The following is a 14,594-nucleotide window of genomic DNA, read 5'->3' as shown; positions in this document are numbered from 1 at the left end:
AGACAGTTTAAACTGAAACACCCCATTACCTATTACTGTATTTTAACCGTCATTGTTACCGTAGTACCTATTCCAAGTTCTGTCTCGATATTCATCACGTCAGAATACTTCTTCATATTGGGCAGTCCCATACCGGCACCAAACCCCAGAGATCTTACCTTATCGGGGGCTGTAGAGTAACCTGCCTGCATGGCAAGCTCGATATCCGGTATACCTGGCCCCTTATCCTTTAACACCATATGTACTTCCTCCGGGGATAACGTCACCTGAATTGCTCCACCCTGTGCATGAATAACCATATTTATCTCCCCTTCATACATGGCTATAGCGACTTTTCTAATAATCTCAGGATTTACCCCCATCTGCTTTAACTTGGATTTCACATCACTGGAGGCTTCTCCTGCTCTTGTAAAGTCCTCAGCTGATACCTGATAGTTAAGCTGTATATTCTTACTCAATGAGCAGCACCTCCCCTTAATCCTCTTTCATAGAGCATACCGCAGGCAGGAAACATCTGCTTATCTGTAGCAAGCAGCACAATATGGCTTTCCATTGCCAGTTCTGTCATCATCTCGTCCGGTACCTTGCCCCGCACAAAGACGATACAGATAATATCCATCATCTCGGCAGTCCTTATAACCTGTGAATTACAAAGACCTGTAAGCAGCACGGACTGATCCTTTACGAAGGCCAGGACATCACTCATCATATCTGCACCGCAGGCAGTATGAACCTCTCGTTCCAGATATTTCTCTCCCCAGACGAGCCTGGCACCAAGTATATCCATTACATCATGAATTGTCATAATAAACCAAACCTTTCTCATAGCCTGTGTTTTTAATTACAGATACCCTTAAATAATCCTATTGTGAAATAAAAAACATTTCTCTCTGACTCCATTCCTTTTACTTGTGAAACTGCCCAAATGAATCGTAAAATTCGAGCTGTTTATTGTTTGTTAATTCTAACACTTTTTTCGGTTTTCTTTTTAGAACTCTTTCATTTGTATGTACAATTTATACAATTCAATAGTCTATAAATTTACACACAGTATAACATTGACGGTGTTTTTTTTCAACTTCTATCATTTTTGCATTAATAGCTTAATATTCTCTGTTTTCCATTTGTTACAATTGTTAATTTTAATATATCTGTGGATTTTTTATCAATAACATGTTATACTGATGTTGTTTGTCGAATAAAAATTTTGAAATATTTCGACAGGTAACGTACAAACAGCCACAAAATCAAGGAGGTTAAAGAATGAGTTCCCAGAAAAAAACAGTCCCGTTCGCCGGCTCAAAAGAGCAGGAAGCGGAGCTTCTCAAAGTCATTAATAAGTATAAAGATGACAAAGGTGCCCTAATGCCCATTCTGCAGGAAGCACAGAGTATTTACGGCTATCTTCCTATAGAAGTTCAGACCATTATATCAAACGAGATGGATATCCCGCTTGAAAAAATATATGGTGTAGCTACTTTCTATTCCCAGTTTTCTTTAAATCCCAAAGGAAAATACAAAATTTCCGTATGTTTAGGTACTGCCTGTTATGTTAAGGGCTCCGGTGATATTTTCAACAAGTTAGCCGAGCTGCTTCATATAGAGGGTGGGGAATGTACACCTGACGGCAAATTCTCCTTAGATGCCTGTCGCTGTATCGGTGCCTGCGGTCTTGCTCCCGTACTTACAGTAAATGATGATGTATACGGCAGACTTACGGTAGACGATGTTAAGGATATACTTACAAAATATGAGTAATTCAATCCATGATGACTGAAATCTCGTTAAACATATTAGATATTGCACAGAATTCGGTAAGTGCTCATGCCACTCTCATTGAAATAACCGTACAGATAGCTCAGTCCTTAAACCTTTTACAGGTTGAGATAAAGGATAACGGCTGCGGTATGACAGAGGAAGAAGCAGTCAAAGCACAGGATCCCTTCTATACAACAAGGACTACCAGAAAAGTAGGCCTGGGAATTCCCTTCTTCAAACAGGCAGCCTTAAGCTGCGGAGGAGATTTTCATATGGAATCAGAGCCTGGTAAAGGAACGAAAGTTTATGCTTCCTTTCAGCTAACCCACATTGACCGAATGCCTCTTGGCGATATGAACAGTACCCTTTACAGTCTGATTACCTTCCACCCGTCTATAGACTTTGTCTATACCTACCGCGTGGACGATAAGAGTTTTGTACTGGATACCAGAGAAATGCGCTCCCTACTTCACAATGTTCCTCTAAACAATCCTGAGGTAACAGTATTCTTAAAAAATTTTCTTATGGAGAATCATGAAGAAGCAAATGAAGGTATTTACTTTTAGCAGCATTTTAATACATCCGTTTCGATATAGATACTAAAAGATATACGCATCCAAGTTTGATAACTTTTTAACAAAGTCTCAAACATTGGATTTATACAGTTCTCAATATAAATAAGGAGGATATCTTATGAAAACTCTTGAAGAGTTACAGGCTATCAGAGAAAAAATGCAAGGCCAGATCGGTCTGCGTTCCGAAACTGCCAGCCAGACCAGAGTAGTGGTAGGTATGGCGACCTGCGGTATTGCCAGTGGTGCAAGACCGGTTCTCACTGCTCTTTCCAATGCCGTTCAGGAAAAAAACCTTACAAATATAGCTGTTGTACAGACCGGTTGTATAGGACTGTGCCAATATGAACCTATTGTAGAAGTATTTGCACCCGGTAAAGAAAAAGTAACCTATGTAAAGATGACACCGGAGAAAGCACTGGAGGTTCTTGAACAGCACCTTTTAGGCGGTAAAGTCGTTGACAAATACACCATCAGCTCTGAAGGGAGGATATAAGACATGTTTCGTTCACACGTATTAGTATGCGGCGGTACCGGATGTACTTCCTCCGGAAGTGTTAAGATTATCGAAACCCTGCAGTCTGAAATAGAGAAAAACGGTCTGGAGAAGGAAGTTTCCGTGGTTCAGACCGGTTGTCACGGACTTTGTGCGCTGGGACCCATTATGATTGTTTATCCCGATGCCTGCTTCTATTCCATGGTAAAAGAAGAGGATATTTCGGAAATCGTAACCGAGCATTTATTAAAAGGAAGACCCGTTACCCGTCTTTTATATACAGAAACAGTTACTGACGATGGCATTAAATCCTTAAATGAAACCGACTTCTATAAGAAGCAGCATCGTATCGCACTTCGTAACTGCGGTGTCATCAATCCTGAGAATATTGAAGAATACATCGGAAATGGCGGATATTCTGCTCTTGGTAAGGTACTTACCGAGTATACTCCCGATGATGTTATACAAACCCTCTTAGACAGCGGTCTTCGCGGCAGAGGCGGCGGCGGTTTCCCTACAGGCTTAAAATGGAAGCTTGCCAAAGGCAATGATGCAGACCAGAAATATGTCTGCTGTAATGCTGATGAAGGTGACCCGGGTGCCTTTATGGACCGTTCCGTTCTAGAAGGTGACCCCCACGTAGTATTTGAGGCAATGGCTATTGCAGGTTATGCTATCGGTGCGACACAGGGCTATATCTATGTTCGTGCAGAATATCCCATTGCAGTAGACCGTCTTGAAATTGCTCTTAAACAGGCAAGAGAATACGGAATGCTCGGTGAGGATATCTTTGGAACCGGCTTTAACTTTGATATTGGCTTAAGACTTGGTGCCGGCGCTTTTGTTTGTGGTGAGGAAACCGCTCTTATGACCTCCATCGAAGGTAACAGAGGTGAACCTCGTCCCAGACCTCCTTTCCCTGCACAGAAAGGTTTATTTGGTAAACCTACAATATTAAATAACGTAGAAACCTATGCAAATATACCTCAGATCATATTAAACGGACCCAAGTGGTTTGCCGATATGGGTACTGAGAAATCCAAGGGCACCAAGGTATTCGCTCTTGGCGGTAAGATTAAAAACACTGGTCTTGTGGAAATCCCTATGGGTACAACCTTAAGAGAAGTTGTAGAAGAAATCGGCGGCGGTATCCCCAATGGCAAGAAATTCAAGGCAGCACAAACCGGCGGTCCTTCCGGTGGATGTATTCCGATCGAGCACTATGACATTCCCATTGATTATGATAACCTTATAAATATCGGTTCCATGATGGGCTCCGGCGGTCTTATCGTTATGGATGAAGACAATTGTATGGTTGACATTGCCAAATTCTTCTTAGAGTTTACCGTTGAGGAATCCTGTGGTAAATGTACTCCCTGCCGTATTGGTACCAAACGTCTTTATGAAATTTTAGAGAAAATCACAAAGGGCCAGGGAACCCTGGAAGACCTGGATACCCTGGAGGAACTCTGCTATCACATTAAGGATAATTCCCTTTGCGGTCTGGGCCAGACGGCACCAAACCCTGTCCTTTCCACCCTTAAATACTTCAAGGATGAATATATTTCTCATGTTGTGGATAAAAAATGTCCTTCCGGTGTATGTAAAGCACTCCTTTCCTATGTTATCGATGCTGATAAGTGCAAGGGCTGTACTTTATGTGCAAGAGTATGCCCGAATGGAGCAATTGAAGGTAAGGTAAAGGAAATTCATTTAATCCACCAGAGCAAGTGTATCAAATGCGGCGCATGTATGGAAAAATGCCGTTTTGGTGCTATATCCAAACAGTAAACCTGTTCATAAGATTATAGGAGGAGGTTTAGGTTGAAAGAAATGCATTTTCAACCACAAATTTGTGCCTGTGAAATCCTCGGCACAAATACAGATGCACAAAATGCATGTGCAAGAATGGAGGAAAAAGATGGAAACCGTTAATATAAAGTTAAACGGTACAGAAATGGCTGTACCTATGGGCTCCACTATTTTAGAAGCAGCAAAGCTGGCACATATTGAAATTCCTACCCTTTGCTACTTAAAGGAAATAAATGAAATCGGAGCCTGCCGTATCTGCGTCGTGGAAGTAAAAGGAGCCAGAAGCCTTGTTGCATCCTGCGTTTATCCCGTAAATGAAGGGATGGAAGTGTGGACCAACACTCCAAGAGTATTAAACTCCAGAAGAAAGACACTGGAATTAATCCTTTCCACTCATGACAGAAAATGTTTATCCTGCGTAAGAAGCGGTGATTGCGAGCTTCAGAAATTAAGCAAGGATTTAAAAGTTGAGAAAGAAGGCCATTATGACGGCGAAAATATAGAGTATGAGATAGATTACTCCGCTGCACATATGTACCGCGACAATAACAAATGTATCCTCTGCAGACGCTGTTCCGCGGTGTGTGACAAGGTACAAAGCGTAGGTGTAATCGGTGCCAATGACCGTGGTTTTAAGACCAATATTGCCTCCCCTTTTGATATGGGCTTAGGCGACACCAGTTGTGTGTCCTGTGGTCAGTGTATCGCTGTATGTCCTACCGGTGCCCTGTCCGAGAAGGATTATACCGATGAAGTATTTGCAGCGATTGCTGACTCCAGCAAACATGTAATTGTTCAGACAGCTCCTTCCGTTCGTGCGGGACTTGGCGAAGAATTCGGTCTTCCCATCGGTACCAACGTAGAAGGAAAGATGGTTTCTGCTCTTAGAAGACTTGGCTTTGCCAAAGTATTCGATACAGACTTTGCTGCTGATTTAACCATAATGGAAGAAGCCCATGAATTCCTTGACCGCGTACAAAACGGCGGAGTTCTGCCTTTAATCACTTCCTGCTCTCCGGGCTGGGTTAAATACTGTGAGCATTATTTCCCTGATATGACAGAGAATCTCTCCAGCTGCAAGTCCCCTCAGCAGATGTTCGGTGCTACCGCTAAGACCTATTATGCAGAGAAGATGGGCATTGATCCCAAAGATATCGTTATGGTCAGCATCATGCCCTGTACCGCAAAGAAATTTGAGATTGGTAGAGAAGATCAGGATGCTTCCGGTGTAGCGGATGTGGATATTGCTCTGACTGTAAGAGAGCTTGCCAGAATGATCAATCGCTCCGGCATCAATTTCCTTTCTCTTCCCGATGAAGAATTTGATTCTCCTCTTGGGATGTCTTCCGGTGCCGGCGTAATCTTTGGTGCTACCGGCGGTGTTATGGAGGCAGCTCTTCGTACCGCAGTAGAGGAATTAACCGGTGAAGAATTACAGAGCCTTGATTTCAAAGAAGTAAGAGGTGTAACAGGCATTAAAGAAGCAACCTATAATGTTGCCGGTATGGATGTTAAGGTGGCAGTTGCCTCCGGCTTAACCAATGCCAAAGAGCTTCTTACAAAAGTAAAGAACGGCGAAGCAGAATATCACTTCATAGAGATTATGGGATGCCCCGGTGGTTGTGTAAACGGCGGCGGAATGCCTCAGGTACCGGCTAATATCCGTAACTTTAATGATATCAGAGCACTTCGTGCCAAGGTATTATATGACCTGGACAGCTCCATGCCTTATCGCAAGTCTCATACAAACCCTGCAATCAAGCAGCTTTATGCAGAGTATTTTGGTAAACCCGGCAGCCATAAGGCTCATGAAGTACTTCATACCACCTATGTAAAGAGATCCGTTAACGACGTAAAATAATAGTTACTGACAACAGATGATAACAGGGAGGATTCTTTGAATCCTCCCTGTTATCATTCTCTACGTCTTTTTATACCGCTACTCTCATTCGTCTCTAAAAAGAAGCTTAATGTTTACATCTCCTCTTGTTGTATAAGTAGCATGTAAGGAGTATAATTTAGACAGAAGAAACTTATAACTGAAAGCATCTGCTTGGTTCATTGGGAATGTATCCGATTATCTAATCCTAATTCCAAGAGCTGTAGCGGCAAGCCAACCAAAAATGTAAAGAAAAGAGATAAGTCTATGAAATCAATGAAGCTCAGAAGAATAATATGCTTTATGCTTTCCCTGCTGCTATTGACAGCAGTGTTTAACACCGGTACTGTACAGGCGGAACCCGGAACAACTGGTATCGTTTATAGTTATCTTACCATGCTGGAGGACAATGGTTATATCTACTATATCCAAACCCTGCAAGACTCCAAAGACAGCTACAGCTACGATATCTATCGTTTCAATCCTGTTACCGGAGATAAGAACAAAATCGTCTCCTCCGACAACGGTTTCCGTTCCATGGTAGTTTATAATAATGTTCTTTACTATACCAGCAATGAGACAGACAGTATAGAATATACTACCTATTCCATCTCTGTAAAGGGGGAGAACCAGCAGACTGTAAGCAAGGGGACCGTATTGTATGCAGATAAGAAGGGTATTTACTACCTTGTAGAAAAAGATACCAAAAAACTGCTTTATATGAAATCACATGCCGATAAGAAGTCTGTCCTGCTATACACCGGTAACAGCAGTTTTGACTTTATAAAAAGCATAGGCACAACCCTTTATTTTGGACAATACAAAGAGGCAACATCAAAGATTCAGCTGTTGTCCTTAAAAAGCGGCAATACCAAACCCACGGTACTCTCTTCCCTTAAAGCGGAGCAGGTTAGCGATCAATCCCCTATTATCTCTGACATTATATCAATTAAAGGAAACCTCTATTACCAGTTTGGAACCTACCAGGGCAGCGGCAACTTCTGGTACGGAACCCTTGTAAAATATAGCAATACAGAAAAGACCACCAGTATTATCCATGATAATATGACTACCGATTTTCTGACCTATAGCACTGATAAGATCTATTTTGATGAGCTGGGTAATTATTCTGTGTATTACACTTATAACGTAAACACGAACAAATTAACATCCTCTAACATTAATTATCCTGGTACTGTCACAATTGTAAACAAATATAGCTACCGGATAAAACTGGATGAAAAGAAATATATAACGTTATCTCGTTTTACATCAGGAACAAATAATAAGAATCTGGTAACTGATTTCATCAAAATAGCTTATACTCCCGACAGCAAGTTTGACTACTCTGCCGGAATCACTGCCTTAGGCAAATATTTGCTGATTCCTGTTGAGTGCACTGATTACAATGATCCTGATTATGGATGGCGTGGAAAAGTAATCAGCATAAAATGGTATGTAGCCGATTTAAACGGAAAGATACTGGCTGATTTCCAATAAATCAGCACCATACAGGCAGACCTTCTAAATGTGGAATAAGTATACCCCTCAACCTATATGGTTAATAAAAAAGCTGTAGGATTATCTTACCCACAGACCGAATTCTCTGATACCGAATAAGATGGCAGATAGATATTTTTTCCTGTTAATATATACTATCTCCTCAGAAGAGTTCGTATACGTGTGGTATGTAAATCTTACAGCCTTTTTCTACCTGGAATATGTAACTACTATTATCTCTGTCTTTTGAACTATAATATTTGTCTTATTTAAGGAAGCACATTCAAATAAGACAAGAAATGTCTCGTATTAAATGAGCTTTCTAACAAAATAAATGGGATGTTTTTCTGAATATTAAAATAAATTTATTTCCTGTTACTCATTATAAATATTCATTATGTATGTATACTTAAAAACAATTTTAGCAAATAAGCCTATTTACTGCTAATAATTGTTTTTTATTGTATCAGACATTAATCGTACTTTTTTAAGTACATATATACAATTTACCACTTTTTACAAAGTTGTTGACAAATATACTTCTTGTAATATAATTAGTTCTATAATAACGATGAGACGATGAAGTCGCAAAGGGATTCTTCCTTTTTGCGGCTTTTTTTGTCTCTCATAAAAGGAGGAACATTTGTGAAAAAAGCAAAAAGATTAATGGCATTACTCTTCTCCGTTATTCTGGTATTATCCTTAGCTGCCTGCGGCGGCAAGAATACCAATACGGGATCAGACAGTGCCGCAACAGACACGCCTGCTGCAACAGAGGGAACAGGCGAGACCGGCACAGATACAGCTGCCGGCGGTAATGTATTAAATGTACAATTTGATGTAGAGGTTGCTTCCCTGGATCCCCAGATTGCAACAGACGGTACATCCTTTGAAGTATTGGCGGATGTGACAGAGGGGCTCTACACCATTGATGCTTCCGGACTTCCGGTGCTGGCCATTGCAGAAGGCGTACAGAAAAGCGATGATGGCCTTACATATACCTTCACCTTAAAAGATGCGAAATGGTCCAACGGTACACCCGTTACTGCCAAAGACTTTGTATTCTCCTGGAGAAGACTGGTAGATCCTACCGTAGCAAGTGAATATTCTTTCATTGCTGAAATTGCAAATATCAAAAATGCTTCTGCTATTATCGCAGGAGAAAAGGGTATTGAAGAGCTGGGTGTGACCGCAAAAGATGATAAGACCCTGGAGGTTCAGCTGGATGTCCCGGTTCCTTTCTTCGAATCTTTACTTGCTTTCCCTTCCTTCTTACCTGTTAACGAAGAATTTTTTACGCAGGCAGGTGACAGCTATGCCACTTCTCCTGATACGATATTAAGCAACGGTGCCTTTAAGCTTACCGCTTATGAGCCTGCTGCGACAACAATTACCTTAGTTAAGAACCCTGATTACTGGGATGCCGACAAAGTATCCTTAGACGGAATCCAGTATCAGGTTATCAAAGATTCCCAAACAGCTGTATTATCCTATCAGAACGGTGACCTGGACGTTGTGACACTTTCCGGTGAACAGGTGGAACAGTTCCAGGCTGACCCTGAATTCCACAGCATTATGGCCGGATATTTATGGTATATCTCTCCCAACCAGAAGGTTGCAGGACTTGAGAACCTAAATCTTCGTAAGGCATTATCTTTAGCCTATGACAAAGCAGCAATTGTGAACAACATCTTAAAGGATGGTTCCATTGTAGCTGATTTCGCTGTTCCAACCCTTCTTGCTACAGGTCCTGACGGCAAGGATTTCCGCGAAACCGCCGGCACCTACCCTACAACAGACAAAGTAAAAGCTCTGGAATACTGGGAAGCTGCAAAAGCGGAACTTGGTGTAAGTGAATACAAATATTCCATGGTAGTTGAAGATACGGAATCCGCACAAAATGTAGCACAGTTTATCCAGCAGGAAATTCAGACGACTTTACCCGGTATCACTGTTACCATCGAGACAATGCCTAAGAAAAACCGTGTGGAAAGAATGCAGTCCGGTGATTTTGAGCTTGGCCTTACACGCTGGGGTCCTGACTATTCCGATCCTATGACCTACCTTGACATGTGGATTACCGGAAGCCCGAACAACTATGGTTTCTGGTCCAATACCGAATACGATTCCATTATTGATTCTGCCAAGAAAGGCGAGCTTGCCTTAGACCCCACTGCAAGATGGGAAGCACTTAAAAAAGCCGAAGGCATTGTTATGGATGATGCCGTAATCTTCCCTATCTATCAGAAAGGTGATGCCGTATTATATAAGAGTGGTGTTGAAGGTATTGAGTTCCACTCCGTAGGCATTAACCGTGTTTTCAAAAACACCACCAAGAAATAAGGACTGTTCTATAAGCTGTAATTGCATTTCTTGAAAATGCAGGAAGCAGTATGGTAAATCGGACTACTTTGAATTACTAATTGAACTCCATATATTTATATGGCGCTGTCAGGTGTGTTATATCACCCGTGGCAGCGTCATTTATGCATTCTATATGCTAAGGAGAGTAGGTATCGTGAAAAAATATATAATAAAAAGGGTTGCCATATCCGTTGTTACTTTATTGGTTATATTACTGATATTGTTCTTAATGCTCGAATTTATGCCCGGTTCACCTTTTAATGACGAGAAATTAAATGCCGCACAAAAGACAATGCTAAATAAAAAATACGGTCTGGATAAGCCGATGCTGGTTCGCTTTATAAATTATATCAAAGCAATGCTTTCCGGCGATTTCGGAGTATCCTATACTATTTCAAAAAACACCCCCATAACCTCCCTTCTAGAGACCAGACTTCCCATTTCCTTAAGACTGGGCGGTCAGGCAATACTTATCGGTACGGCTGTGGGTTTGGTGCTCGGCCTAATTGCTGCCATAAAACACAACACCATCTTTGATACCATTACTACGGTTATCTCTGTACTTGGTGTAAGTCTTCCTTCTTACGTATTTGCAATGGCTTTAATATACAGCCTGGGCTTTCGTTTAAAATGGTTCCCTCTTTTGTATCAGGCGGAAATGCCGTTTAAATCCTCCGTACTGCCAACGATTTCCCTTTGCATGTTTACCATTGCCACCGTTGCCAGATTCACCAGAACCGAAATGCTGGAGGTCCTTGGTTCTGATTATATGCTGTTAGCTGAGAGCAAGGGTATTAACAGTTTCAGACTGATCTTTAAACATGCCCTTCGAAACGGACTCATTCCTATCATAACAGTATTAGCCCCTCTGGTAGTGGGTCTTATGACCGGAAGCTTGGTTATAGAAAAGCTTTTTTCAATTCCAGGTATCGGAAGCCTTCTTGTATCCGCCATACAATCCAATGACTACAATGTCGTTGTGGCACTTACCTTTATCTATAGTTTAATGTATATTGGCATAATGCTTGTAGTGGATATTCTCTATGGAATAATTGATCCCAGAATCAGACTGGCTAAGGGAGGTAGCAATGAATAATACCAAAATAGATACAGAATTTTTACCCGATGATTTCGAACTCTTTGGCAGCGAGAAAATCTCAAGAGTAGACGAAACCTACGCCAGCCAGTCCTATTGGCAGGATATTTTAAACCGATTTGTGAAGAACAAAGGAGCCGTAGCAGGCCTTATCGGAATCTTATTCGTAATTTTAATGGCTGTTACCGGACCGGTTATCAGCGGACGCACCTACTCCGACCAGAATATCACCCATCAGAATCTGGCACCCAGAATACAGGGGCTTGAGAAAATCGGTATACTGGACGGCTCTGAGAATATGCATACTTCTGCCGGTACTGTAAAACAGAACAAATACATAGCAGCAGATGGTGCCACCGTTACCGGACTTGAAAAGGTCTATTACTGGTTTGGAACTGATGTGCTTGGCCGCGATATTTTTACAAGAACCTGGGTGGGGACACGAATCTCCCTTTATATTGCTTTGGTAGCCGTGTTAGTGGACATGTGCTTTGGTATGGTATATGGTCTTATCTCCGGATACTTTGGCGGTAAGGTGGATATGTTCCTGCAGCGTTTTTCAGAGATACTTAACGGTATCCCTACCCTTGTAATCGTAACCCTGCTGATTCTGGTATTCAGACCAGGCCTGTTAACAATAACTCTGGCACTTGCCATTACAGGCTGGATTGGTATGAGTAAGATAGCAAGAGCTCAGGTGTTAAAGCTCAAGGAACAGGAATTTATCTTAGCCTCCAAGACTCTGGGAGCCAGAGATTTCTTTATTATCTTTAAGGAAATACTCCCCAATATCTTTGGTCAGCTGATTGTTATGTCCATGTTCTCCATTCCCAATGCCATATTTACAGAAGCTTTCCTGGCATTTATAGGACTTGGTGTGCCACAGCCTTTGGCCTCCCTTGGAACGCTTATCAGTGATGCCTTTAAATCCTTTACCACTCATCCCTACATGATTGTCTTCCCGGTAATCGTTCTTGGAATCATTATGTTAAGCTTTAATCTTATGGCAGACGGTTTGAGAGATGCCTTTGATCCGAAGATGAAGGAGGTGTAAGGAGATGGAAAACGAAAAAAGAGAAAAGGTCCTGTCCATTAAGGATCTATCTATTACCTTTAAAACTTCTGCCGGTGAAGTCAATGTTATCAGGGGCATGAAACTCTCCCTGTATAAAGGGGAGACTCTCGCCATTGTTGGTGAAAGCGGCAGTGGTAAATCCGTTACTGTAAAAGCAATTATGGGTATTTTAAGCAACAACGGACGGATTGATAGCGGAAGCATCGAATTCAAATACTATAGGGCGAAAGAAGCAGTACAGGAAGATTTGCTAAAATTCTCCAAAAAAGAAATGCGCAGACGTATCAACGGCAAACGTATCTCCATGGTGTTTCAGGACCCCATGACTTCGTTAAATCCCACCATGACCATTGGTGCACAGATTATGGAAGGAATGATATACCATTATAAGACATCTAAAAAAGAAGCTTATAAAAAGGCGGTCTCCCTCCTGGAACTGGTAGGCATCACAAATCCCGAAAAGCGCATGAAGAATTATCCCCATCAGCTTTCCGGCGGTATGCGCCAAAGAGTTGTAATTGCCATAGCTCTCTCCTGTGATCCTGAATTACTGATCTGTGATGAACCTACTACTGCTCTGGATGTCACCATTCAGTCCAAGATACTGGAACTGATTAAGGACATTCAGAAAAAGACTGGTATTTCTGTTATTTATATTACCCACGACTTAGGTGTAGTAGCAAAGGTGGCTGATTATGTAGCTGTCATGTATGCCGGTAAAATCGTAGAGAAAGGTACCGTGGATGAAATCTTTTATGATCCACGTCACCCTTATACCTGGGGTCTGTTGTCTGCCATGCCGGATCTTGACTGTGAGGACGACAAGCTCTATACCATACCAGGAAGCCCTCCCAACCTGCTTCACAAGATTGAAGGTGATTCCTTTGCCCCAAGAAATATCTATGCCCTTAACATTGATTTCAGGAAAGAACCTCCCATGTTTCGTGTCAGCGACACACATTATGCTTCAACCTGGCTGCTCCATGAGAAGGCACCCAAACTAGAGATGCCTCAGGAATTACGCCAGAGAATAGACTCTATGCGAAAGGAGGCGAATTAGAATGTCCGAACCTTTACTGGTCGTTAAAGACCTAAAGCAACATTTCAGGATCAACCGCAAATTTACCGTAAAGGCTGTGGATGGTGTTTCCTTTGTTCTCAATCCCGGTGAGACCTATGGACTGGTAGGTGAGTCCGGAAGCGGAAAATCCACTATCGGGCGCTCCATTATTCGCCTTTATGAACCAACGGCAGGTGAAGTATTGTTTAATGGAGTGAATATTTCCGGTAAACTCTCTGCCAAAGAAACCACACACTTAAGAACGAAGATGCAAATGATTTTTCAAGACCCTATGGCCTGCCTGAACCCTCGCAAAAAAGTAATTGATATTATAGCCCAGGGGTTGGATATTCATCGCATGTATCATTCTCTGGAAGAAAGAAAAGAAAAGGTTTATCACATTCTTGATATGGTGGGTCTGTCCAGAGAACATGCCAACCGTTACCCCCATCAGTTCTCCGGGGGGCAGAGACAGCGTATTGGTATTGCCAGAGCCTTGATTATGAATCCGGATCTGATTATAGCAGACGAAGCCATCAGTGCTTTGGATGTTTCTATTCAGGCACAGGTAATCAACCTGATGAAGGATATACAGCAGCAGACCGGTACTGCTTATCTGTTTATTGCTCATGACCTATCCATGGTTAAGTATATCTCAGACCGTATCGGGGTATTGCATTTAGGTCATATGGTGGAAACCGGTACAAAAGAGGAGATTTTCTCAAATCCGATTCATCCTTATACCAAGTCCTTGTTATCGGCGATACCACATGCCAATCCCAAAATGGAAAAAAGCAGAGTTGCCCTTGCTTATGATTATGGTAGCAGTGGGATTGATTACAGCAAAGGGGTTCAACAGCATGTGGGGGGACTGCATTATGTGCTGTCTACTGATGAGGAGTTAAAGGGGTGGAAATGAGGTTAGGTTAGGGTTTTGGCAATATGACGGCGAAGAGCGTAAAGCAGTAAGAACTCATGCTTC

At 42.0% G+C, this 14,594-nt stretch carries 13 protein-coding genes; 11 read left to right on the top strand and 2 right to left on the bottom strand.

Going from position 1 to position 14,594, the window contains the following annotated elements:
* Window positions 1-32: 32 nt before the first annotated feature.
* Together R2R35_RS12935 and R2R35_RS12930 are read right to left on the bottom strand one after the other, a co-directional pair.
* Window positions 33-458 carry an ATP-binding protein gene (locus R2R35_RS12935; RefSeq protein ID WP_317730230.1) on the bottom strand — a complete coding sequence of 142 codons (426 nt, stop codon included), beginning with the start codon at window positions 456-458 and terminating at the stop codon, window positions 33-35.
* Window positions 455-805: a DRTGG domain-containing protein gene (locus tag R2R35_RS12930; protein ID WP_317730229.1), complete on the bottom strand. Its 351-nt coding sequence runs from the start codon at window positions 803-805 to the stop codon at window positions 455-457. Before R2R35_RS12930 ends, R2R35_RS12935 begins: the two co-directional genes overlap by 4 nt.
* Before the next feature lie 458 nt (window positions 806-1,263).
* Here R2R35_RS12930 and R2R35_RS12925 point away from each other — a divergent pair, with 458 nt between their 5' ends.
* The 11 genes from R2R35_RS12925 to R2R35_RS12875 all read left to right on the top strand — a co-directional run bounded on the left by R2R35_RS12925 (window position 1,264) and on the right by R2R35_RS12875 (window position 14,531).
* The gene (locus R2R35_RS12925) at window positions 1,264-1,758 is read left to right on the top strand and encodes an NADH-quinone oxidoreductase subunit NuoE family protein (protein ID WP_317730228.1); all 495 of its coding nucleotides are present in this window, start codon (window positions 1,264-1,266) and stop codon (window positions 1,756-1,758) included.
* Between the two features lie 8 nt (window positions 1,759-1,766).
* Window positions 1,767-2,324: an ATP-binding protein gene (locus R2R35_RS12920; RefSeq protein WP_317730227.1), complete on the top strand. Its 558-nt coding sequence runs from the start codon at window positions 1,767-1,769 to the stop codon at window positions 2,322-2,324.
* Between the two features lie 127 nt (window positions 2,325-2,451).
* Window positions 2,452-2,826, top strand: a complete 375-nt coding sequence (locus tag R2R35_RS12915; RefSeq protein WP_317730226.1) for a (2Fe-2S) ferredoxin domain-containing protein — start codon at window positions 2,452-2,454, stop codon at window positions 2,824-2,826.
* Between the two features lie 3 nt (window positions 2,827-2,829).
* Window positions 2,830-4,617: an NADH-quinone oxidoreductase subunit NuoF gene (locus R2R35_RS12910; RefSeq protein WP_317730225.1), complete on the top strand. Its 1,788-nt coding sequence runs from the start codon at window positions 2,830-2,832 to the stop codon at window positions 4,615-4,617.
* A 130-nt stretch (window positions 4,618-4,747) separates the two neighbouring features.
* Window positions 4,748-6,499, top strand: a complete 1,752-nt coding sequence (locus R2R35_RS12905) for an NADH-dependent [FeFe] hydrogenase, group A6 (protein ID WP_317730224.1) — start codon at window positions 4,748-4,750, stop codon at window positions 6,497-6,499.
* Between the two features lie 285 nt (window positions 6,500-6,784).
* A complete protein-coding gene (locus tag R2R35_RS12900; RefSeq protein WP_317730223.1) occupies window positions 6,785-8,017 on the top strand; it encodes a DUF5050 domain-containing protein in 1,233 nt (410 codons plus the stop codon).
* Between the two features lie 645 nt (window positions 8,018-8,662).
* On the top strand, window positions 8,663-10,360 hold the full coding sequence (locus tag R2R35_RS12895) for a peptide ABC transporter substrate-binding protein (protein WP_317730222.1): 1,698 nt from the start codon (window positions 8,663-8,665) through the stop codon (window positions 10,358-10,360).
* 175 nt (window positions 10,361-10,535) lie between these two features.
* The gene (locus tag R2R35_RS12890; RefSeq protein WP_317730221.1) at window positions 10,536-11,477 is read left to right on the top strand and encodes an ABC transporter permease; all 942 of its coding nucleotides are present in this window, start codon (window positions 10,536-10,538) and stop codon (window positions 11,475-11,477) included.
* Window positions 11,470-12,531 (top strand): ABC transporter permease, encoded by a 1,062-nt coding sequence (locus R2R35_RS12885; RefSeq protein ID WP_317730220.1) that lies wholly within the window; start codon window positions 11,470-11,472, stop codon window positions 12,529-12,531. The genes R2R35_RS12890 and R2R35_RS12885 overlap by 8 nt, the downstream gene beginning before the upstream one ends.
* Window positions 12,532-12,535: 4 nt before the next feature.
* Window positions 12,536-13,612, top strand: coding sequence for an ABC transporter ATP-binding protein (locus R2R35_RS12880; RefSeq protein WP_317730219.1), 1,077 nt, complete (start codon window positions 12,536-12,538; stop codon window positions 13,610-13,612).
* 1 nt (window position 13,613) lies between these two features.
* Window positions 13,614-14,531, top strand: coding sequence for an ABC transporter ATP-binding protein (locus R2R35_RS12875; protein ID WP_317730218.1), 918 nt, complete (start codon window positions 13,614-13,616; stop codon window positions 14,529-14,531).
* Window positions 14,532-14,594 lie beyond the last annotated feature (63 nt).

This window comes from Anaerocolumna sp. AGMB13020, from assembly GCF_033100115.1.
In the GTDB taxonomy this organism is placed as follows: domain Bacteria; phylum Bacillota; class Clostridia; order Lachnospirales; family Lachnospiraceae; genus Anaerocolumna.
This window is presented reverse-complemented; position numbering and strand designations above follow the sequence as displayed.